This is a genomic window from Mycobacterium sp. MUNTM1 (assembly GCF_054660795.1).
This window is the reverse complement of the sequence record NZ_BAAGDE010000058.1, coordinates 1-21,433: the sequence shown is the minus strand read 5'-3', so window position 1 is coordinate 21,433 and position 21,433 is coordinate 1. Positions and strand designations below refer to the sequence as shown.

Genomic DNA, 21,433 nt, shown 5'->3' with positions numbered 1-21,433 from the left:
TGGCCGACCATTGCCCGCAATGTGGTCGACGACAGCGCCGAGGTCGCAGTCCGCACAGCCTGGTCCTTCAACCGTCCCGATGTGGCGGGAGCACGGGGTCATCCTGTGGCGCGGACCTTACAGACGCGCAGGTGTTTGACTTTCCCCGAGGCCATCCGGTGATCCAGGCACAAAAGACGTTGTTCGCGGTCCTGGCGGACGACCGCGCGGACTTCGGTGTCTATCTTGGCAATCCCCGTTCAGCTCGGGCCGCGCTGGCCGACATCAAGGCGTTAGCGACCCGCATACTGGCCTACGCGGCCGACAACGGTCCGGCAAGCGTGAAACCGCCACATCTCTTGGGTGAGCGCATCAACCAAAAGGGCCGGTCAGCGATGCAATGGCGCTATCGGCGCAACACCGCCCAGATGAAAGCGCCCCAGATCGCGGCCGAAGCGGCGCTGGCCACCACGGCGGCGCTCTCCGTCTTGCAGGCTCCTACCGTTACGGTAGCCGCCGATCGCGTGCGTTGGCTGGTCGAAGGCCGAGTTCAAACGGGTAGCGGTCCGGCCATAATCCCATATGCGCGAGACGGCGGCCTCGTCTCGGCCGTGCTGCTAAAAGTGTTCGCGCCTAACGCGGGCTCGTCGCTGACAGGCGCGCACATGCAGCTGCGGTATCGCACAACACTGCCCGAGCCGAAACCACCTGAACCCGGGAACGCTCTGCCGCGGGGCGTCGCTCGCAGTCTGCCGTCAATGCTGTGGCCGAATTGGTCAATTCGATTGCGAATTCGCGAGATGCACTTCGGATATCTGCGTTGTGTCCTGTCGTGCGCCACGGTCCTGGTCGGCTCCGGCATCAACGTCGACGAAGCAATTGCATTGCTCGGCAACACTATTGACACCGCGTCCGCCAAGAACGCCCTCTTCCACCTTCAAAGGAGTCCGAACTGGGCGGGAGTCTGCACGGCCTTGACACGACTCAGTGAATACCTCGCCGATCATCCCACACCCATCAACTATGCCCGGCGGCGCCGACTTGACTACGCCACACTGCTTCCCGGTGACCGCTGGGCACACATCTGCCGTCAAACAGGGGCCCTACCGGGAAAGGGGCGGGGACAAAAGGCGCTAATCGCTCGCTGCCACCTCTATGAAAAACTCAGTTCACGTCCCGCATGGGAACTCCTTGGCGAGATCGCGCCCTCGACACGGATCGATATGGTGCAACGGATCGCGAACTTTCCCCGTCGAGTCACTCCGGATCTGGCCCGGCTCCTCGATGATGAAGCCCGAAAGTTCCTCCACTCAAACCGCATCCATGAACCGATCACCTGGACTCCACCGCTGGAGCTGATCAGCGATCTCGACCTACCGTATCCCGACCCGGCACGAATCAAGATCAGCAAGCTGCAGCGCCTCGCGCAGGACCCGACGCTGTCTCTCACCGAGATCGCCAAACGGCTATCCACCAGCACCCACACCGTTCGCTATCTGCTGGATCAGAATCCGATCCAACCGGGCCACGCAAGTCTGGTAGAGACCGCGCGCGCTCAGGTCTGCCCTCGCCTAACCGCAGCTGTCCTCGATGACCTGTACGTCGAGCAGGGCCGCACGCTGGCCCAAATTGCCGCTCAATTCAAGACCAACAAAACCATGGTTCGACGCCTTCTCGTGCGTGATGGGCTACCCGTCCGCCGCCGCCCGCCACCCCCCAACGCCGAGTGGCTCTACGAACAACACGTGATCAAACGACGGACGCTCGAAGACATTGCATCCGAAACAGGTGTGCGTTGGCGTGCCGTATGCGAGTGGAAACGTCGCTATCAACTCGCCTCTCAACCCGCAACATCAAATCTGTCGCACCGACCGATGAGTCAAACGTCCGCGCTCAAACTGCTCAAACCGGTACTCACCGCAGACAAACCGTCATACTGGCTCAGCAATTTTGCCCAAACCCTCAGCTATCCAACGATGATGGCAGCAGCAGCCGGATTGCGTATGAATCCTGCAACGCTTCGCTATCGAATACGGGCCTTGGAAACGATCTTTGACGGGCCGCTGCTGTTGCGGGCGCGACACGGAATGTCGCTGCGACCCACACCGCTGGGAGATCAGGTTGCCGAGGCGACTCGCCACCTAAGCGATTTTCCGGCTGGTTGAGGCTTGTCTGCCAGGGCAGCGTCAAAGCGTAACGTCGTCGTCGTGCTAGCGGCACGCCTCACATCACCTCACCCGTCGACGGCATCCACATGACGCCCGGGGTGCGGAGGCGGTAGTGGGCTGCATTCTCGACTGCGCGAACGAGACAAGCACCGCCCGCAATGGACAGCGTCGTCTCACCGCACCGTCGGCCATCTATTGTCGTTAGCAAGTCGTGTAACTCGGTGCGCGTCAGCTCCACCACACCTTCGGCCAGCGCTGCCGTCCGCGCACTTGTATCGCCACGATCGGCGTCATTCTCAACCGCTCGCACCAGAATGTTGCCATCACCGTCGATCAATCCCCGCGCCGACAGCGGGTCATCCAGCTTAGCCAACAGGACCTCAAGGTTCCGACGGGTCAATTCGACGATACGACAGCCTTTTTGATCGACCATGTATCTCATGACATCCCGCTCCGATCTTGCCCGCGTTCACATTTGCGGGCTCCTACGAAAGCTACGTGGTGACAGGACCACTCGCCGAAGCGCATCAAGCGACGGACTGCAGCCCTGACGCCAGCACGCCCGTTGCCGCGACGGTGACACGCCGCGCCGGCGCATTGACGATGTCAGCCACTGCAGGCTTTTGGCCGCGGTTTCGGAGTCGGTCGCCTGAAGGATCGGCATGGCCATACACGCAATGGCGGCGTCGGTAGCCGGCGTGGAGTACGTCACCCGCGCGCCGCCGCTCGTGATGAGCTGTTGCGCAATCTCTTTGGTTGTTTGGAGTCTGCATTGCTCCCAGAGCACATGTGAAATGCGACAGGTCACATCGGTGGCTTGCGCGCAGTTCAACATCCAGCTGCCCAACGTCTGCAGATCTCGGGCGAACACTGTCGAGGCCACTGGTGAAAGCGCGTAGATGCCGCCTGAAGTGTGCCCTGCGCGAAGCACGCGTAGTACCTCCTGCTGCACTACCACTGCAGGGTCGGTATCAAGGTGGACAGCGCGCATATTCGATAACTGTTCATTGCACTTGCGTGGTTCACCGAATCTGACGATCGTGCGGGTGCATGACCCTAGGCTTGGTACGTCATTGACGCGAGGTGGGGCCGTGCGTTGAGGACCGCCGCACACGCTGCACGCGTGGGCGAGCAAGCACCCATGGGTTGGGCACGCGAAGGCCCACCGCAATCGCCACCACACTCGCCACCTGCCACCGCGTTCGTCAAGACACCGCGGACAAAACCGCGAACCGCTGATGCGCATGGAGGCCACCGACCGCCGTTGCCAACTGGGGTCCTTGATCCACGGTTGCAACGTCATCTCCCGAAGCCGGCGCGGATCAACACCCGTGCAGTAGCTGATGGTGTCGGCCTGTTCCGGTGTCAGCGACACGGCGGCGCGGGTCGCCCGATACGACGCGGTAGAGCCGCGCATCCCGACAATGCCGACCGCGCCCAAGATGTCGCCCCAGGTCGCATCCGTGCGGTGAGCCAACGCCTCTAGCCACGAGTCGAAGCTCTCCTCGGGGAGGGGTTTCACGCGTATCGGCAGCGTGCGCACTATGTGCTCACGCCCTACGCCGCGGCGAGAACGGTCGTCCTGCAGGGATGCGTTACGGACCATGCTCGACCAACACCCCACTAGCAGTGCATTGGAGGTCGCGCCGAACGCCTGCTCTGTTATGCCGGCGGACACGGTGCCTGCGCCTCGGATCGGGCGGATCAGCGATTAAGAATAGCCATAAAAGCACCATTTGCACTACTAGTAGGGCAGACTTTTGAGGACTTTCGCGGACTACTGGTATGCGTGCCGACGCGCCCCAGTCAAAATGACCCGAAACGGGTCGCTGTGTGGGAGAGGCGGCGACGGAAGGTCGGTGCGCGGATACACGCTTTGCGCATTGACCGCGGTTACACCCAGGAGGAGCTTGCGCATAGATCTGGCGTGTCGCGCAATGTGTTGATAGACCTTGAGCATGGCCGCCGGGGCATTTTGCACGAAAGGCTGTTCGACATCGCCAGAGCGTTGGGTGTGTCGGCATCAGAGCTGTTGGAAGGCATCAAATGATCCGCGCCTGGAAACGATCAATTTGGATCGCGATTCGTCTTCACTGTGCGCTACCAGTAGTACTGAGTAGGTAGCCGCGCCAAGCGGCATCGCACTCCTGCGATCGTGCATGCATTCGACGCCCTGACGAGCGCTATTTGGACGAACCTCGGCGACACCACCAGTCGCCGACGATCTCGATGGGCCGCACCTTCGCCCTCAGTGCCGACGTCTGTCGATCTCAGGCGAGCATTCGAGCCGACGAGATGAGCCTAATATCTGCCCTACTAGTGCTACACTGACTTGTGTGAGCCTGGTCTGCCGGCTGACCTAAAGAGCCGGACAACGGGTGACGATCCGGCCGCGCACGGGGCGGTTTACCGCCGATCAGACGTCCCACACTGCCGCAACCAGGCTCACCCGCGCCGCGAGAACACGCAAATGCACCTCCGGCTAACGGAAGCGCGAAGGAGGTTGAATGTGGCAAAAGATGATTGGTAACAGTGGCTCGACGCGGCCACCGATTCTTACGCCCGACCGGCGAGGCGCGCTTTCCACCGCTATAGCTTCAAGTGTCTTGGCGGGCTGGACTCCTGATCTCCGCGCCGTGGAATTGCTCTCCCAATTTCGTTCTGGGACAATCGCCTTCACCAAATGCCGGGCGATCGTGGTGCGTGAAGCGGCCTCTGGCTCGTCCACACGGGATATCGTCAATGAAACTTATTCGCGGGCAACGCACCTTTCGCCGTAGCTCGACGTTGTACCGTTTTCGGGCCCGAGTCACGGAGGCGGCTCTGCCATCGGTACCGTGGCAATTTTTATGTCCGCGGTCCGATGTCGATCAAGGTTCGGCTCGAAACTCATATGAAACCGCGGCGATCGCTGCGAGGGTGCAACAGCATGGATGAAGGACCGGAGATCTTTGCGGTCGACTTCTCCAACGATCCCGGTGCGGCCGAGCGCCGGGAACGCCTCGAGCACGCCCGCGCCGAAGCGCACCGGCGATACCTCGAGCACCTGACCGCAGTGTTTGACCTGCACGGCTCCCCGCAACCCAGCGCGCTCGCCGACCTCGCACTCAACGCACTGACCGATTGGCGCTACATAGATAGCGACGAACAATGCCGGTGTTCGTGTCACCCGCGGTTGCCCGAAACCGACCGCCACGACTACGGGTTTGACTGCGTGTGTACACGAACACCCGAAGATCGCCGCCGCACCTTCCATAACTGGCTCGACAACCTCAGCGCCTTCTGGCGATCACCAGAAGGCCAACAGATCAAAGCCGAAGAGCAGGCCGCCGAAGCCGAACTGCAAGCATGGCTCGCACGACAAGAAGGAGTCACTGTCAGCAGCCACGGCGGCCTGATACCCGAACAGTGGAGCGGCGACGTCGATGGCCACAGCTTCTACTTCCGTGAACGACATGGCGACTGGCGCCTCGAGCTCGATCTGCGGCCAAGCGGTCGCTTCGTACGCACTCTGGCCGGCCGCGACAGCAAAGGTGCAACCCAATACCAGGAGCGCGAACTGGAGGAGGGCGACATAATCGCTTCTGGCACAAACGATGTCGACGAATACGGGACAACGCCAGTCCAGCGAGCACAGTTCATCATCGACACCATCCGCGTCCACCTCGCCCGTCAGGCATGCACACGGCACCGCGATGACCTGCCATCGATGCAAGCCTGGCTGGGCGGCGAACTCAAATGGTGCCCAGCCTGCGGAACCCGCCTACCCGCTGGTGATCCGCGCACCGACCAGGCGCCGTCAACGTCGGGCCGCCCCACGTGAAGCGCCGCGGATGATTCGCAACCCTCGTCCCGCAAACCAGTTGACGACCTACCGGGCGGGTGAGACTCTGTTGGGCTGCCCTGTCCCCGAACCATCTCACAAGCGATGAACCTAGCCGATAACGAACTGACCGACCTAAGCGCCGATACTAACCCGCGCCGTCGACTCATCACCGACGTCAGCGCCTGGTTCGACGGCTTAGACCGTGGTGCGCAGCCGGCGCTGCGCGCGCTTGGCGAGCTGTTGGTCGGCGTCACCGACGGCGATGCCACCACCCGTGCGGAAAGCGCCGAGAGATTCACCGCCCGCTGCTTGGGCGTGGCGCGTAGTGGACATCTGCTCGATGAGGAACGCGACCTCAACCCAGTGTCGCGATTCACCTTCGCGCTGGCGCTCGCCGAATGGATGGCCGAGCACGCCGCTGTCTGCGAGATCGGTCCAGGCGAGTACACAAGCCCACCGAAATGGACCCAGACCGAGATCGGCGGGCACCGTTACCGCCACCCGCTGTGTTTGCGAGTGTATTTTCCCCCAGGGACGCTGCTCGAGGAGACCGGATGTGTCATCGGCATCGAGGGACGCGACAGCGTCATGCAGTCCGCCGTCATGAGCGCCTACGTGACGCCAGATGACCAGGATCATGCCCGCGCGGTGCTCGACCGGCTCGCCGATCGCGCCAACGAGCTCAACCCGTACCGGGGGCGTGCGGTGCGCGCCACCTACACCGTTGGCCTGCACTTAACCGTCATCGACCTGCCGTCTAACGCCACGCGTGAGAACGTTATCGTCAGCGACGACGTGTGGGCCGAGATCGACCTCGGTATCAGCGCTGTGCGCGACCGTCACGACCTACTCAACGCACACAGCCTCGGAGCGAGGCGTGGCGTGTTGTTGTGCGGTCCGCCCGGCACCGGCAAGTCGGCAGTGTGCGCGGTCGTCGCTCGGCAAGTCGTCGGAGAATTCACCGTCATCTACGTCGAGGCCAAGGCTGGCGCTCAACTGCTGACCGCCGTCGTCGAGGAAGCCCAGCGCCTCGACGGCCCGGTGCTGCTCGTGCTCGAAGACATCGACCTGTGGTGCCGCGACCGCACAACCGGTGATGGCGGACTGTCAGAGCTGTTGCAGGCAATGGACATTCAACCCGATGCCCGCATCCTGACACTGGCCTCCACCAATGACGCCTCCACCCTGGATAAGGCGGCCATCCGGACTGGACGGTTCGACTCCATCGTTGATGTCGGCTATCCCAACCCGGCCGATGCTGCCCGCATTCTGGCCGCACTGATCCGGGATCTGCCCGGCGGCTGCGATGTCGACACCGCGGTAGTAGTGGCCGCCCTACCCGACAACAGCACCGGGAGCGACATCCGCGAAATCGTCCGTCGCGCCATCTTCGGGGGCGACGACGGACACGTCGAGACGGCAATGCTGCTGGCCGAGGTCAGCAGCGGGCGGTACCGGGCCCAGCCGCCAGCAGGAATGTACCTGTAATGAGCAAGGGCAACGAACCTCCCGAACTCGCCGAGGAGAAGGAGCCTTCGGAGGGCAGCAGGTCCGCGTTGGGCCGTGCCACGGGAGTCGGCCAGTTAAGCAACACAGTCAGGTTCGGGATATCGGCCACCTTTACGCAGGAGTCCCATGAGTAACGACCCGTGTCCCTCGTGCGACCACCCGAAGGTCAGAGCCATCCCCGACAGCTGCATCGATTGTGGGCGCGAGCTCACACAAGTTTTCGAGGGTGATGTCACCAGCCGGCAATATCGCAATGCCCTCGGGATGACCCTTACGGGTGGCTACGGCATGTTCTTCGACGACACCGATCCTGTGCACCGCATCTTCCTTTGCCACGATTGCGCGCACGGGCTGTGTGATGCGCTGCCTTGGCTGGCGAACCTCGTCGAACCTGAACGATCGCACCTGCATACCGCCCAGTTCTGGGCAGCGCACCCCGACCACGAGGGCTGCGACAAGCCGGCCAACCTCTACCCAACGTAATGGTTTGATCATTATCGGCACTGCGGCGGTCTGTAGGCAGGTCGACTGGAGGCGGCCGAACATGTGTCCGAATCCTCGTGGAAACAGCGGTTATTCGCCACGCATATCGCGGCCGCTAACAATGCCGCGAGGAGGGTACGCAGACGCGCACGTTTCAGCGGCTGGAGATCTGACTGATCTCGCAGCAGAGGACCATGACGTGGCCGTCGCGATGCACCTTCAGCGGCGGTTCGCCCGGGGTGGTGTCGGTGCTCATCTTCTGCGGCCCCTGCGGTGCGGCCCGGCCGGCGTGGCATGTCATGCGGTGGGCGTGGCGTACCACTGGGTGATATCGCGGCCCTCGGCTTCCGCGCCGTACCAGATCGCGGTGAAGTCGGGGATCGGCTGGCGTTCAGGGCGATGAAAAGGGGCTTGGGACAACGCCAGCCGGTAGAGCATGGCCGCCATCTCGCGGCCGGGGATGTCGCGGAACGCCGCGGACCGGAAGCTCAGCGCCTCACCGGAGACCGCGCCGCGGTCCGCGGCGGGCACGTGCACGGCGAAGTCGTCGATGATGACCTTCATCAGCCCGCTGACGTGGCGGGTGACCTTCGGCAGCACGCGCAGGCGGTACCACTTGCGGCCCACGGCGGTGTCGTAGATCCCGAATGCCGAGGAGCGGTGTTCGATCTCCTCCATGAAGTGCCACAGGAACAACGACGCCACCCGGTCGGCGCCGCCGCGAAACAGGGTGGGCTCGTTGTTCAGCATCATCCCGAACAGCGGGGTGAAGGTGGCCTCGATATCGGTGACATAGGCCAGATTGAACTCCAACGGCTCGTTGTCGAGAAGGTCGGTGTAGGCGGAGTCGACCTTCTTCTGCGTCTCGGCGAGGCCCGGATATTGGGCCACCAGCCGCGCGGCGTGCTTGCGGTGCATCCGGGCGTGCTGGGCCTCTTGGCGGAGGAACTCCTGCGCTTCGTGCTGCATGGGCGTGCCGGCCAGTCGCGGTTCGGCCAACTGCACGACCTGAACGATGTAGCGCTCGAATGCCGGCGCGGCGAAGCTGATCGCATTGCACAGCTCGGAGAAGTCCGGATTCGCCGGCTGCCACAGGTACGGAGCCGAGCCGTCGGTGAAGGCGAACGGTGGTTTGCGGATCTTGAGCGCACTCATCTACGACCTCCGGTTTTCCCGCCCACGATGCCACCGCGACGTGAGACGGATGCAAATTAAGTTTCACGGAGCATCGCCGAAGTCCCGCGCCGATGTCAAGAGCAGAGGCCACGCCCTTTGGCCGGGCTCAGTCGTGTTGCGGTGTGATCAACGGGAAGATCGCGTAGCGCTTGAGCATCGCCAAACGGTGCTCGCGGGAGCGGCCGGCGAATGCGGGGGCCAGCAGGCTCATCAAGATGCCTATCAACCACTCGACCGCGTCGGGCAGATCGACGTCTTCGCGTAGATGACCGGAGCCGACGTATTCGTGCAGGAGCGTCTCGATCAGCGGGGAGATCGCCGTACCCATGGCTTCTAGGCCGCCGCCTATACGCGCCAGCGGATACGAGCCGTCACCGTCGTTCTGCAGTGCCTTGAACCAACTTTCAGACCGCAATGCGTCGCTGAACAGCAGCAGGCCTTGGGCCACGCGCTCGGTCGGATCCGAGATCCCGTCGATCTGATGGGCCACGATGCCGGCCATCACCGTCGTCCTGGCGACGACCACCTCACGCACCAGCTCGTCCTTATCGGCGGCATGGCGGTACAGCGTGGCCCGTGAACACCCAGCACGCTCGGCGATCTCGTCGACGCGCACACCCAACGGGCCGCGCTGCTCGATCAACTCAGCCGTCGCGGCGATGAGCCGCGCGCGTACGCCCTCTGGCATCTCGCAACGCCTCCATCCGCCACGGCCCCGCATTTTCGGGTCTCACGCTAACAGAATGCGCAGGGATTCCTTGACCCGAGGCCGCCGATATGACACGTTTCCTAGAAACGTCTCATAGGGGCCGCCACGCCGGGTGGGACACGAACGCGTTTCGAGGATGAGGGAGGTGTCGGTGTCGACCGACGTGGAGGTCGCCGTCGTCGGCGCGGGGCCCGGTGGCATCAGTGCCGCCCATCACCTGCTGAGGCGGGGTATCACCGACTTCGTCATCCTTGAGCGCGCCGACGACTTCGGGGGAACCTGGCGCGACAATCACTACCCAGGGCTGGCCGTCGACTTGCCCGGCGTGTTCTATCAGCTGTCGTTCACCGGTAATCCGGACTGGTCGCGGGTGTTCCCCACCGACCCCGAGATCGGCGCCTACCTGCGTCGCACGGCGCGGGAATTGGGCCTGTATCACTATCTACGACCGGGATGCACCGTGACTCAACAGCGTTGGCAGCAGAACGACGCACGCTGGCGGCTGGAGATCGCCGGTCGTCCGGCGGTCACGGCGCGGTTCATGCTCAACGCGGTTGGCGGTTACATCAACCCCGACCGCTCGACTGCCCTGCCTGGGGTGGACGACTTCACTGGCACGGTGCTGCGGCCCAACGACTGGGACGACGGCTGCGACGTTCGCGGCAAACGGGTCGCGGTGGTGGGCACCGGGTCCTCGGGCGTGCAGATCGCCTCCGCCCTGGCCGACCGCGCGGCGCACCGCGACGTGTATCTACGCACCCCGGCCTGGATCTTGCCCAAAGTCGACTCCGACGTGCCCGATGCGCTTAAGCGCATCCAGCGCATTCCCGGCGTGCTGGCCGCGCTGAACCTGATCGGGCGAGTGCTGATGGACACCGTCGTGGTCATCCTCCTGGTCCACGTGCTCTCGTGGATGCCTGAGAGGCTGCTGACGACCGTCCTACCGATCTACGACATTGGCTGGCGTGCCTTCTACCGGGCGTTGCTGCGCCTCGTTGTCGATGACCCGACCTACCGGCGCGCGCTGGCGCCCCGCTATGGCACGTACGCCAAGGGGCCGGTCATCTCCAGCTCCTTCCTGCCCGCACTCAACCGGGACACGGTCAACCTCATCACCACACCCATCCAGCGGGTCACTGAAACCGGTGTGCTGAACAAGGATTCGGTGCACAATCCGGCGGACCTGCTGTGTTGGCCACCGGATACGAGCTCTACACCGACCCCGAAACCCACCGGACCGGAAGTGTCGTCGGTCGCAACGATCTGGCCGCGTGGTTCGGCAGCCACGGCCTGCGCAGTTACGCCGGAGCCAGCTACCCCAAGCTGCGAAATCGGTGGAACCTGGTCGGGCCGCGCGGATATACGGCGGACTGGCCTGGACCGACTGGGTGGAGACCACCGCCCGGCATGCGGTGCGCATGATCGACGTGGCCCGACGCATCGGCCCGCGCACCACCGCCGAGATCACCCAGGACGCGTTCGACAGGTGGAACAGCCGCACGGACCGCCGCGCCCGCACCTACCACGTCTACGTCACCAAGTGCAGCCCGCCGCTGCGGACGTACTTCGTGAACTCCCACGGCGAAACCCTGTACTACCGGCCGCAAACCATCCTCGGATCACGATCGTTCGCCCGCCACTCACCGCTGCACGACTACGGTTCCAGGTCGCCGGTGCACCAGCCCCAACGGCCTTGCCGGGCAATGAAACTGAGGCGCCAACAGCGATTTCGGCTATGCCCGCCAGCGAAGAGAACGGAGTACGGATCCGATGACCACTGTGTTCGATCCCGACGATCTGCATGCCGTCGCCAAAGCCGCAGTTGGACTCGGCGACCGCGGCGGCCTGCCGCCAGATCGTCGCCGACCTCAAACGCGCCCATCCTCAACGCTTTCGCGACGACATCCCGTGGGAGCTCAACAACGCCGGTGGTGCGATGGGGCAGATGAAACTGTTGCACTGCTCGCTCACCGAGTACCTCATCCTGTTCGGCACTCCCATCGGCACCGAAGGCCATTCCGGGCGCTATCCCACCGAAGTGTGGGACTTCGTGTTCGACGGCAACGTGTGGTGCTACGAGGAGGGACAGCTCGACCGCTCCGAGTACCGTCCCGGTGACGTCGCCTACCTCGGGCGCGGTCGCGTGAAGGGGTACTCCGCACCCGGCGGGGCCTACATGCTCGAATGCGCCCGCGGTCCGATCCTGAGCATGGCGCCGTTCGGCCTGGCCGATGCCGTCCTCAGCACGCTCGACGCACCCACCGTCGGCAAAACGGCGTGGGCCTACGCCAAACTCGTCGCCGCCAACCTGCGCCGCGGCAAGGTGTAAACCCGTGCCGCCAAGATCTGACCGAGACCCTCGACCCGCCGCCATCGGCAGGGCGGCGAGCCCCAGCTCCCATCCCAACCGAACGCTTCCGAACGCAGCGATACCAGGGAGGTAAGCCTCATGCCCTACGACACGATCATCCGGCGCGGCCGGTGGTTCGACGGCACCGGCGAACCATCCGCGGTGCGCGACATCGGCATCCGCGACGGGCGCATCGCCTCGGTGTCGGTCACCGAACTCGACGGCACCGACTGCCCGCGCGTCATCGATGCCGTCGACATGTGGGTGATGCCGGGAATGGTCGACGTTCACACCCACTACGACGTCGAAGTGTGGAAGGGCCCCGGCCTCGCCGAATCGGTGCGTCACGGGGTGACCACCGTAGCGGTGGGCTCCTGCTCGATCTCCACGGTGCACGTCGACGCCGAGGACGCCGGCGACCTCTTCGGGCGCGTCGAAGCCATCCCCCGCGACCACGTCGTCAAGGCCATGCATGAATTCAAAACCTGGTCCAGCGGCGAGGAGTACATCGCCGCGCTGGAATCACTGCCGTTGGGCGCCAATGTCTGTGCGTTCATCGGCCATTCCGATATGCGGGTGGCGGCCATGGGTCTGGAACGCGCCACCGATGGCGGGGTCACGCCCACACCGGCCGAACTGACGCAGATGGAGGACATGCTCAACGAAGCCCTCGACGCAGGATTCGTCGGAATGTCGGCGATGGACCTGGAATTCGACAAACTCGACGGGAACCGCTGCCGGTCGCGCGCCGTGCCCTCGACGTATGCCAAACCCCGCGAATTCCGCCGACTCAAAGGAATTCTGCGCCGCCGCGGCGCGGTCGTGCAGTCCGCCCCCAACGTCCGCCGCCCGGCGAATCTGCTGACCCACGCCTTGCTGTCTACCGCACTGCTTCGCAAACCCCTGAAAACCAGCCTGCTGGCGGCGGCTGACCCCAAATCCAACAAGGGCAGCGTCTTCGTGCTCAAGGCGGTTTCTCGGCTGGGCAACGCCTTTGGCGGCAATTTCCGGTTCCAGCACCTGCCGGTGCCTTTCACCGTCTACGCCGACGGTATCGACTTTGTGATCTTCGAGGAGTTCGGTTCCGGCGAGGAGGCAATGCACCTGGCCGACTGCGTCGAACGCGACGAGCTGATGCGCGACGAGGCCTACCGCCGCCGATTCCGCAAGGACTACGACATGAAGTTCGGCATCAAGGTCTGGCACCGCGACTTCTTCGACGCCGAAATCGTGTCCTGCCCTGACGCATCGGTGATCGGTAAATCGTTCGGGCAGGTCGGTGTCGAGCGCGGTGGGTTGCACCCAGTCGACGCGTTCCTGGATTTGGTGCTCGAACACGGCAAGGCGCTGCGCTGGTACACCACCATCCAGAATCACCGACCACGTATCCTCAACCGGCTGTCGAGAGACAAGTACAGCCAGATGGGGTTCTCCGACGCCGGCGCGCACATGCGCAACATGGCGTTCTACAACATGGGGCTGCGTCTGCTCAAACGGGTGCGCGACGCCGAGAACGCCGGCGCCCCGTTCATGACCGTCGAACGCGCGGTGCACCGAATGACCGGTGAACTGGCCGACTGGTACGGCCTGGACGCCGGGCATCTGCGGGTCGGGGACCGCGCCGACGTCGTCATCGTCGACCCCGAGCACCTCGACGAGTCTGTCGACACCTTCGCCGAAGCCGCCGCCGAGCAATACGACGGCATGGTGCGCATGGTCAACCGGAACGACGCCACCAAGGCGGTGTTCATCAGCGGCCAACCCGTCGTCATCGACGGTCGACCCACTGAGATCCTCGGTACGGTGCGCACGGGCAGCTTCCTGCGTGCCGGGCGCCAGTCCCCGGCCGTGCCCGTCGGCGCCGGGACCGCATGACCGCACCGCAGACTCTGACCTTCGACCTGCCGCACCTGCGCGTGTCCGCGCTGGCGTGGGGGCCACCGGACGGCCGTTTGCTGCTGTGTCTGCATGGTTTCCCCGACACCGCGTGGACCTACCGGCGGATCGGACCGCTACTGGGCGCCAAGGGGTTTCGCGTCGTGGCCCCATTTAGCCGCGGTTACTCACCGACACAGATTCCCGACGACGGTGACTATCACATCGGTGCCCTGATGTTCGACGCGCTCGCCGTGCACCGTCACCTCGGCAGCCCCGCCGATGCTGTCCTGATGGGCCACGACTGGGGCGGGTTCACCGCCTTGGCCCTGGCCGCACACCCGGACTCTCCGTTTGCCACCGTCGTCGGGCTAGCCGCCCCGTGGCTGTATGGGTTCCGCCGCGCCGGCCCTCGCGTGCTGGGGCGTCTGGCTAGCCAGGCAAGAAGGAGTTGGTACGTGCTCTACCAACAACTTCCGGCGTTACCCGAACACACGCTGCACCGCGTCATCGGCCGGCTCTGGCGCGACTGGAGCCCGCCGGGCTATGACACGGCGGCTGACCTGAACTACGTGCAGGCGGCGCTGCCCGACCGAGCCCACCGTAGCGCTGCCCTCTCCTACTACCGTCACCAGTTCCAGCCGCGCCGCCACCACGCCGCCTACCGGCTATGGCACCGATCGTGGCGCCGCATGCCCCTGCGCGTCCCCGTGCTCCTGCTCCACGGCGGACTCGACGGGGCCCTGGACCCGGAATTGGCCGCCCTCAGTGCCGGCGACCTACCCAACGGCAGCACCCACGCGGTCCTGGCCGGCGGAGGTCATTTCCCTCAGCTCGACCTGCCCGAACTGGTCACCCAGCTGATCGCTGACCACATCATGTGTGACACCGCGCAGCCGGGGACCCCCTGAGAGGGGAGGCTAGAAAGCAACTGGACCGCCGGCGGCCGTGGCTGCGGCGGCGCTGGGGTGCCCCCGTGAGGCTGAAGCCGTTACGACGCCACTCCCACTATCGCCACGTCGCCCCCTCGACTACGAAAGGACCCACACGCCGCTACGTTGCCCGAAGCCGCATAACCACAAATCCCGTGTCCACTGCCCGGGTCAAGGCCCAGGGACGCCTCGGCGAGTTGGCCGTATTGCCGCCCAACGTCAGGTCCGTCCAGTGAAACCACCCATGTTCGCCGGCTCATCTGGACCAATATCCTGCGAAGCGACGGAGAGGAGCGAAGCAGTGGATGGCGACTTCGTGAGCACGGCCGGTGGAGTCATCGGCACCGACCAACTAGGCGTGACGCTGATGCACGAGCATATTTTCGTCATGTCCACTGAAGTCACCCAAAACTATCCTAGTAAGTGGGGAGACGAAAACCATCGGATCAATGACGCGATTATCCGGCTAAATTCATTGAAGGAGCGCGGCGTCGATACGATTGTCGACCTCACCGTGGTGGGCCTGGGACGTTATATTCCGCGTATCGCCCAAATCGCTGCTGCCACCGAATTGAACATCATCGTCGCCACCGGGCTGTACACCTATAACGAACTGCCCGTCTATTTTCAATACAACGGCCCCGGCACCCCGCTGGGGGGCGTCGAACCGATGGTCGAGATGTTCGTCCGGGATATCGAAGAAGGCATCGCTGAAAGTGGGATACGAGCCGGAATTCTCAAATGTGCCACCGATGCCCCGGGGGCGACCCCTGGCGTCGAGCGCGTGTTGTGCGCCGTCGCTGAAGCGCATCGCTGTACGGGCGCGCCGATCTCCACACATACCGATGCCGCTACACGTCGCGGACTGGAACAGCAGCGCATCTTCGCTGACGCGGGCGTCGACCTTTCACGGGTGATCATCGGCCGCTGCGGCGATACGAACGACCTCGCTTACCTCGAAGAGTTGATTAACAACGGCTCCTACATAGGGATGGACCGTTTCGGGGTGGACGCTTACTTGTCTTTCGAAGACCGAGTTGACCCTGTGGCGAGAATGTGCGAGCGGGGACACATCGATCGAATGGTTCTATCTCACGATGCCTCCTGCTACTACGACGTTTGGCCCGAAACGCTCATACAGACGGCCTTGCCGAATTGGCATTACCAACACATCTTCAACGACGTCCTGCCCGCGCTGAAACAGCGCGGCGTTACCGACGAGCAAGTCCACACGATGCTGGTGGACAACCCGAAGAGGATCTTTGCCGCCCCGGTCTGCAATCCTTAGCGTGATCCGAGCTCAGCCCGCGACACTCCTTGACCGGACCCCATGAACTGGTCCACGGCTGACGGGAGTCGTTCATCGGTGGGTACAGGTGGCAGCGTAGCGGGCTGGTGGTTGATAGCCCAGCGATGAATGTCGGCGGTGGTGGTTGTAGTCGTGCTTCCAGTCGCCGGTAACGATGCGGGCCTGGGTCAGGCCAGGTCATTCTCAGTCCGTCATCTCGAGATGCTGTCTCACCTCGACGGTTCGTGGACCGGGGATCTGGCTGGCTGGAAGCCACGCGTAATATTATGTGTACGGCGTCGTTCACATAATAATTCGGGATGGACCTACCCCGGAGGTAAGGCAGAAGAGATGAAACTCGATTTCAGCACGCGCGCAATGGATATCGGTACACCGGCGTTCAACCTCGTGCGGACGTTGTCGGTCGCCGCGACCGGTGGGGCCGAAGCCGCAGAGTGTCTGCTGACTGCGGGGCGCGTGAAGAACGGCGATGCTGAAAGTTGGGTCACTGAATGGGCCGCGTTGGCCGATCAGCGACACCGTGAGGCCGAGTCTGCTGAGCATCGATCTGTCGTACGAAGCTCCTATCTGCGAGCAAGTAACTACTACCGGACTGCGATGATTTCGCTGCCACCATCAGATCCCCGACTGGACGCCTATCTGACGCGCAGTCGAGACTGCTTCCAGCGTGCGGCCGCCTTGTGTTCTCCGCCGGTAGAGACGTTGGCCATCCCGTTCGAGGAAGCTGTGTTGCCGGCCTACTTCGTGACCACCGGCAAGCGTGCGCCGACTCTGGTCGTGCTCAACGGCGGAGATTCCACAAACGAGGAGGTCGTGCATTGGCTGGGATTCGCCGCGGTCGATCGTGGCTGGAACTGCGTGGTGTTCGAGGGGCCTGGGCAATGGAGTGCCCTGCAGCTCAACCCCGGGCTCTATCTGCGCCCGGACTTCGAGGCGCCGGTGCGGGCCGTGATCGATCACGTGACTCAACGGACCGATGTCGATTCGGACCGCCTCGCAATCTTCGGCCCGTCTTTAGGTGCCTCGCTCGCAGCACGGGCGACTGCCTTCGACAAGCGGATAAAGGCCTGCGTGAGCGACGGCTTGGTGGTGGACGTCTACCAAGCCTGGCACGCCGTCTGGCCCAGCCCTCTACAACAAGCGCCCGCATGGTTGTTCGACATGGCGTTCGCCACGATGGAGAAACTGAGCCCGCAATTGCGCGGATTGAGTAACCGGTTCCGCGCGATGTTCGGCCAGACTCGCCCGCACGATCTCATCGAGTCTTGGCGCCCTTTCGATATCGGCGGCCTTGCCACTCGAATCGACGTCCCCGTCCTGCTCCTGTACGGGGAAGCAGAGCTCGCCCAGACCAATGAGGACGTTTCCGCCGGTGTGCTGCAGTTCATCGCGGAGCTGGCGGGTGCGACGACGCTTCGGGTGTTCGGCTACGACCAAGGCTGGGCCGCCACCCACTGCCAGATCGGGGCACTCTCGTCGCTGCAGGCCGCGATGTTCGACTGGCTGGACCGGGTTGTCGTCGCGGGTGAAACATTGCCGACGATGGACGCCGATCTGAGCGTGATGCGTCGACATCTGCACGGTGCGGCCGCCACTCGTGCACTAGACCGTATCGAGGCGACAGCCCACGGCGCTCGGCTGAGTTCACCCTGAGCAGTTCTCGCACCTCGATCACTTGTTCTGATACGACCAAGACCCCACAGGAAGGAGCATCCATGGACGACACCGAACGGGCCGGCCGCCGCCGAGGCCGGCCCCGCAGCACGGCCGTCGATGCGGCCCTCCTGCAGGCCGCGGTGGACGAGTTCACGGCCAATGGATTCCGCGACATGAGCATGGAATCCATTGCGACGCGCGCCGGGGTCAGCAAGGTCTCCCTGTACCGCCGCTGGACATCCAAAATAGCTGTTACAGAAGAGATCCTGCGCCTGATGAGCCAAACGACAACGCCCACTGATCAGGGCAGTCTCGAAGCTGACGTTCGCCACTTGATAGGTCAGTCAGTGGGCACCCCCCAAGCCATGACAACAGCCCGGGTCCTGATGCGTACCATGGGCGAAATCAGTGGCGACCCTAAACTGCTCGCCCTGTACCGAGAACACCTGCTGCGTCCAAGGATCGAGCAGATCCACACACTCATCGAACGTGCGCGCCGACGCGGCGAAATACACCCAAACCTGGACACCGACGTCATCGCCATGACCATCGCGGGGCCAGTCTTCCTCTACCAGCTCAGCGTGCTCACCAACACCGACACCGACCTCCCCGAAGACATGCCTGACCAGATGATTCGGGCAATTCTCGTCGGGATCTCTGCGACAAGAGATTGTTGACTTTTGCGTTCATCGGGATCGCCCCCTCGCGTGACTCTGCGCCCAGCGTAGTTTTTCGCTCTGCGACCAAAGCTGATGACCGGACCCATGAACCGGTCCACGGCTGACGAGAATCGTTCATCGGTGGGTACAGGTGGCAGCGTAGCGGGCTGGTGGTTGACAGCCCAGCGATGAATGTCGGCGTTGGTGGTTGTAGTCGTGCTTCCAGTCGCCGATAACGATGCGTGCCTGGGTCAGGGACCAGAAGCTGTTGATGTTGAGACATTCGTCGCAAAGGCGGCAGTTGAATGATTCGACGTAGCCGTTGCGCCATGGCTCGCCGGGCGGGATAAAATGCAACCCGACCTGACCCAGCGCCCAGCCAGCCATTGCGCTGCAAGCCAATTCAAGTCCGTTGTGCATCGCCAGATCGTCGGATAGGTACCGCGCTGGGCGGCCACTCGGTCCAGTTCGTCAAGGAGTGTCGCGGGCTGAGCTCGGAATCACGCTAAGGCATTCGCGGGTGTGCTCGTCGATGATTGACACGAACTTGATGGGCCGCCCGTCGGTAGTCACGTCGAACTGGAAATCCACCGCCCACACCCGGTCGGGCGCATCGGCGACCATGGTCGGCGGTGCGGCGGAGGTGCCGCGAAGCTTGCGCTTTCGCCGCTGCGGCACACGCAGTCCCTCTTCGCGCCAAAGGCGTTGGATCTTCTTGTGGTTGACGTGCCAGCCCTCGCCGTGGGCATCGTAGTAAGCCGGCCGGAAACCACGGCGGGAATGCTTGTTGGCATAAGCCCGCAGCCACTCTCGCAGGGCAGCGTCGGGATCATCTGGTGTCGCCGCGACAGGTTCGTGGCGTTGGGTGGCGCGGTGTTGCCCGGTGACGCGGCAGGCGAACCGTTCGCTGACCCCAAGCACGCGCTGGAGGTGACAAACGGCTGCCCGCCGGCGTTCCGGGCCTAGAAGTTTCCCGTTGCGATCTCCCGCAGCGCGTCCTTCTCCGACTCCGCGTCGGCCAACAAGCGCTTGAGCGTAGCGTTCTCGCGTTCGAGGTCCTTGAGGCGCTTGGCATCCTCGGCTTTCAGGCCGCCGAACTGGTTGCGCCAGGGGTGGTAGGTGGCCTCGGATACCCCGAGCTCGCGGCACACCGCCGCAGCGTCCTTGCCCTCGGCCAACAGCCGGTCGGCCGCGGTCAGCTTGCGCACAATCTGCTCCGGGCTGTGCCGTTTCCTCGTCGCCATGATCTTGTCGAGCCTTCCTACCCACAACGTGGGCCGCAAGCCTCTCATAAGCCATGGATCAACCAATCGGGGTCAGGCCACCCACCGGCTGCAACTAGCCGCGTGGCGTAATCGACTGCCTCGTCAAAGAAAAGGTCGAGCCCGCCGACTCCAATCCAGGCAGGTGCGAGACCTGAAAGGTCCTACCGACGCGCCGGTGCCGCATACTCGGGAGCGTCAGACATCCGAGGTTTTCGACCGAGATACGCCGTCCATCCGAATTCGTTGGACCCGGCGGTCCATACCAATCGTCCTCGTATCCCTGGATCGCGCAGCGCTGTGCGGTCATCGATCATCGGACAGCCCAGCACCTGCGCGCTCAGAGGAAGCTTCTCGTCATGGGCCCGCTGGGCAACTGCGGCAGCGAGCCCACCGCCAGCACTGGAACCCACTACGGCGATGCGCTCCGCGTCAATGCCAAACTCTGCCTTGCGCATCCAGGCAAGGGTGGCCATGCAGTCGTCAAGGGGTGCGGGGAACGGATTCTCGGGCGCGAGGCGATAGTCGGGTGCGACGACTATGGTGTTAAGCGCTCGCGCCGTCGCAGCAGCCGAAGCAGCTTCGAAGCCCGCTGAGCCACAGACCATTCCACCCCCGTGCAGCCACAAAACGCCCGGCCGCTGGCCCGTGCAACCTGCCGCGGCGATGACTCGCACCGGCACGCCGACGCCGGGGACAACGCAGCACCGCGAGGTCATGCCCCGGCCAACCGGTGTCGGGATGCGCAGGACAGCGCGGTTGAACGGCAGGGAACGCTCCGTCACGTCAGACGCCAGAAGGGGAAGCAACGGATTGCGCATGTCGGGCGCGACGCCGGCCAGTAGATGACATGCAGCGCGATAGCGCCGCCGCAGGGCCGCGGCCGTGGCGATCGTCGCCACTAGAACCAGAACCAGCACCGCCCGTGCCGCGGGTTCTCTGAATTGAGTGAGTCGGCGGCGCGGCAGTGCGCCGCCGCCGAGTCGACCCAGCGCGCCTCATTGCTGTCCCGCTCCGCTAAAACCGAGGTGTGCCTGCCGAGCAGATGTGTGCAATTCAACCCTCCAAAAGCTTTGCTCCATCCAACGTCCGGACGGGACGACCGATCTGCTCGAGTAGGGTCAAAGACTTGTGTATGCCGCCGTTCAGGCCATCGCGATGGCTCGTGCACAGCGCCAAGGCGGCTTCGGCCATAGCCTCGACGGGCTCGAGGACGCCGGCATCGGCGACGGCGTCCTCGGCGATCGTCGCCTTCACGCCTTCTGTCAACACGGCCTTCACCGGAGCGAGTGCGTTGCAGACGATCGAGTCGGCGTAATACTCGGAAGCCAGCCCCTCACTCAGCCGGTTCAGGGCCGCCTTGGATCCGCCGTAGGCGGTCCCCTGGAGGTGGTAGATCGGGTCGGGCGGGCGCGTCGTCGGGATGTCGCCCGACAGCGAGGTGATGTTCAAAATCCAGCCGCCGCCTCGTTCTCGCATTGCCGGAATCACGCGCTGGCACAGGTCGAACGGGGCGAAGTAGTTGATCGTCGTAATGAGC

The 21,433-nt window shown here is 63.8% G+C and carries 19 protein-coding genes and 2 pseudogenes; 12 read left to right on the top strand and 9 right to left on the bottom strand.

The features are described from left to right. The first annotated feature begins 131 nt into the window (after positions 1-131). Positions 132-2,144 (top strand): helix-turn-helix domain-containing protein, encoded by a 2,013-nt coding sequence (locus ACYQ8K_RS25050; RefSeq protein WP_459973314.1) that lies wholly within the window; start codon positions 132-134, stop codon positions 2,142-2,144. A gap of 58 nt (positions 2,145-2,202) precedes the next feature. On the opposite strand, the gene ACYQ8K_RS25045 is transcribed toward ACYQ8K_RS25050, so the two are convergent. After that, positions 2,203-2,580, bottom strand: coding sequence for a hypothetical protein (locus tag ACYQ8K_RS25045; protein WP_459973295.1), 378 nt, complete (start codon positions 2,578-2,580; stop codon positions 2,203-2,205). A gap of 36 nt (positions 2,581-2,616) precedes the next feature. Continuing rightward, positions 2,617-3,753, bottom strand: coding sequence for a TniQ family protein (locus ACYQ8K_RS25040; RefSeq protein ID WP_459973293.1), 1,137 nt, complete (start codon positions 3,751-3,753; stop codon positions 2,617-2,619). A gap of 183 nt (positions 3,754-3,936) precedes the next feature. Between ACYQ8K_RS25040 and ACYQ8K_RS25035 the strand changes: the two genes are divergently transcribed. The 4 genes from ACYQ8K_RS25035 (at position 3,937) to ACYQ8K_RS25020 (ending at position 7,965) form a co-directional block, all read left to right on the top strand. Beyond that, positions 3,937-4,197, top strand: a complete 261-nt coding sequence (locus tag ACYQ8K_RS25035; protein WP_459973291.1) for a helix-turn-helix domain-containing protein — start codon at positions 3,937-3,939, stop codon at positions 4,195-4,197. 813 nt (positions 4,198-5,010) lie between these two features. After that, complete coding sequence (locus ACYQ8K_RS25030; RefSeq protein WP_459973289.1) at positions 5,011-5,970, top strand: hypothetical protein; 960 nt, start codon at positions 5,011-5,013, stop codon at positions 5,968-5,970. Between the two features lie 105 nt (positions 5,971-6,075). Continuing rightward, a complete protein-coding gene (locus ACYQ8K_RS25025) occupies positions 6,076-7,461 on the top strand; it encodes an AAA family ATPase (protein WP_459973287.1) in 1,386 nt (461 codons plus the stop codon). A 147-nt stretch (positions 7,462-7,608) separates the two neighbouring features. Continuing rightward, the gene (locus tag ACYQ8K_RS25020; RefSeq protein ID WP_459973285.1) at positions 7,609-7,965 is read left to right on the top strand and encodes a hypothetical protein; all 357 of its coding nucleotides are present in this window, start codon (positions 7,609-7,611) and stop codon (positions 7,963-7,965) included. A 154-nt stretch (positions 7,966-8,119) separates the two neighbouring features. Here the strand turns inward: ACYQ8K_RS25020 and ACYQ8K_RS25015 are convergent, their stop codons facing one another. From ACYQ8K_RS25015 to ACYQ8K_RS25005, 3 genes are all read right to left on the bottom strand, one after another. Then, entirely contained in the window at positions 8,120-8,266 is a 147-nt protein-coding gene (locus ACYQ8K_RS25015; RefSeq protein WP_459973283.1) for a hypothetical protein, read from the bottom strand. Next, positions 8,263-9,120: a metal-dependent hydrolase gene (locus tag ACYQ8K_RS25010; RefSeq protein WP_459973281.1), complete on the bottom strand. Its 858-nt coding sequence runs from the start codon at positions 9,118-9,120 to the stop codon at positions 8,263-8,265. Before ACYQ8K_RS25010 ends, ACYQ8K_RS25015 begins: the two co-directional genes overlap by 4 nt. A 127-nt stretch (positions 9,121-9,247) precedes the next feature. Beyond that, on the bottom strand, positions 9,248-9,829 hold the full coding sequence (locus ACYQ8K_RS25005; RefSeq protein ID WP_459973279.1) for a TetR/AcrR family transcriptional regulator: 582 nt from the start codon (positions 9,827-9,829) through the stop codon (positions 9,248-9,250). Positions 9,830-10,001: 172 nt separating this feature from the next. Here ACYQ8K_RS25005 and ACYQ8K_RS25000 point away from each other — a divergent pair, with 172 nt between their 5' ends. From ACYQ8K_RS25000 to ACYQ8K_RS24980, 5 genes are all read left to right on the top strand, one after another. Further along, the gene (locus ACYQ8K_RS25000; protein WP_459973277.1) at positions 10,002-11,624 is read left to right on the top strand and encodes a flavin-containing monooxygenase; all 1,623 of its coding nucleotides are present in this window, start codon (positions 10,002-10,004) and stop codon (positions 11,622-11,624) included. Between the two features lie 27 nt (positions 11,625-11,651). Next, entirely contained in the window at positions 11,652-12,179 is a 528-nt protein-coding gene (locus tag ACYQ8K_RS24995) for an ERG2 family protein (RefSeq protein ID WP_459973275.1), read from the top strand. A gap of 120 nt (positions 12,180-12,299) precedes the next feature. Next, a complete protein-coding gene (locus tag ACYQ8K_RS24990) occupies positions 12,300-14,075 on the top strand; it encodes an N-acyl-D-amino-acid deacylase family protein (protein WP_459973274.1) in 1,776 nt (591 codons plus the stop codon). Further along, positions 14,072-14,986 (top strand): alpha/beta fold hydrolase, encoded by a 915-nt coding sequence (locus ACYQ8K_RS24985; RefSeq protein ID WP_459973272.1) that lies wholly within the window; start codon positions 14,072-14,074, stop codon positions 14,984-14,986. Before ACYQ8K_RS24990 ends, ACYQ8K_RS24985 begins: the two co-directional genes overlap by 4 nt. Before the next feature lie 322 nt (positions 14,987-15,308). Next, positions 15,309-16,295: a phosphotriesterase family protein gene (locus tag ACYQ8K_RS24980; RefSeq protein WP_459973270.1), complete on the top strand. Its 987-nt coding sequence runs from the start codon at positions 15,309-15,311 to the stop codon at positions 16,293-16,295. 72 nt (positions 16,296-16,367) lie between these two features. Here the strand turns inward: ACYQ8K_RS24980 and ACYQ8K_RS24975 are convergent. After that, positions 16,368-16,487, bottom strand: a pseudogene (locus ACYQ8K_RS24975) (integrase core domain-containing protein); the annotation flags it as partial. A gap of 159 nt (positions 16,488-16,646) precedes the next feature. Between ACYQ8K_RS24975 and ACYQ8K_RS24970 the strand changes: the two are divergent. Next, positions 16,647-17,969, top strand: coding sequence for an alpha/beta hydrolase family protein (locus ACYQ8K_RS24970; RefSeq protein ID WP_459973268.1), 1,323 nt, complete (start codon positions 16,647-16,649; stop codon positions 17,967-17,969). A 62-nt stretch (positions 17,970-18,031) separates the two neighbouring features. Continuing rightward, positions 18,032-18,649, top strand: coding sequence for a TetR/AcrR family transcriptional regulator (locus ACYQ8K_RS24965; RefSeq protein WP_459973266.1), 618 nt, complete (start codon positions 18,032-18,034; stop codon positions 18,647-18,649). 117 nt (positions 18,650-18,766) lie between these two features. On the opposite strand, the pseudogene ACYQ8K_RS24960 reads toward ACYQ8K_RS24965, so the two are convergent. The 3 genes and pseudogenes from ACYQ8K_RS24960 to ACYQ8K_RS24950 form a co-directional block, all read right to left on the bottom strand. Then, a pseudogene (locus ACYQ8K_RS24960) lies at positions 18,767-19,875 on the bottom strand (IS3 family transposase). Between the two features lie 182 nt (positions 19,876-20,057). Further along, positions 20,058-20,795 (bottom strand): alpha/beta fold hydrolase, encoded by a 738-nt coding sequence (locus ACYQ8K_RS24955; RefSeq protein WP_459973264.1) that lies wholly within the window; start codon positions 20,793-20,795, stop codon positions 20,058-20,060. Positions 20,796-20,949: 154 nt separating this feature from the next. Continuing rightward, the coding region (locus tag ACYQ8K_RS24950) for an SDR family NAD(P)-dependent oxidoreductase (protein ID WP_459973262.1) at positions 20,950-21,433 on the bottom strand (484 nt) is incomplete at its 5' end.

Coding starts and splice junctions, on each gene's coding strand:
- ACYQ8K_RS25045 (WP_459973295.1), bottom strand. CDS start 2,580: ATGGTCGATCAAAAAGGCTGTCGTATCGTCGAATTGACCCGTCGGAAC.
- ACYQ8K_RS25040 (WP_459973293.1), bottom strand. CDS start 3,753: ATGGTCCGTAACGCATCCCTGCAGGACGACCGTTCTCGCCGCGGCGTA.
- ACYQ8K_RS25030 (WP_459973289.1), top strand. CDS start 5,011: ATGTCGATCAAGGTTCGGCTCGAAACTCATATGAAACCGCGGCGATCG.
- ACYQ8K_RS25025 (WP_459973287.1), top strand. CDS start 6,076: ATGAACCTAGCCGATAACGAACTGACCGACCTAAGCGCCGATACTAAC.
- ACYQ8K_RS25020 (WP_459973285.1), top strand. CDS start 7,609: ATGAGTAACGACCCGTGTCCCTCGTGCGACCACCCGAAGGTCAGAGCC.
- ACYQ8K_RS25015 (WP_459973283.1), bottom strand. CDS start 8,266: ATGACATGCCACGCCGGCCGGGCCGCACCGCAGGGGCCGCAGAAGATG.
- ACYQ8K_RS25010 (WP_459973281.1), bottom strand. CDS start 9,120: ATGAGTGCGCTCAAGATCCGCAAACCACCGTTCGCCTTCACCGACGGC.
- ACYQ8K_RS25005 (WP_459973279.1), bottom strand. CDS start 9,829: ATGCCAGAGGGCGTACGCGCGCGGCTCATCGCCGCGACGGCTGAGTTG.
- ACYQ8K_RS24995 (WP_459973275.1), top strand. CDS start 11,652: ATGCCGTCGCCAAAGCCGCAGTTGGACTCGGCGACCGCGGCGGCCTGC.
- ACYQ8K_RS24990 (WP_459973274.1), top strand. CDS start 12,300: ATGCCCTACGACACGATCATCCGGCGCGGCCGGTGGTTCGACGGCACC.
- ACYQ8K_RS24985 (WP_459973272.1), top strand. CDS start 14,072: ATGACCGCACCGCAGACTCTGACCTTCGACCTGCCGCACCTGCGCGTG.
- ACYQ8K_RS24970 (WP_459973268.1), top strand. CDS start 16,647: ATGAAACTCGATTTCAGCACGCGCGCAATGGATATCGGTACACCGGCG.
- ACYQ8K_RS24965 (WP_459973266.1), top strand. CDS start 18,032: ATGGACGACACCGAACGGGCCGGCCGCCGCCGAGGCCGGCCCCGCAGC.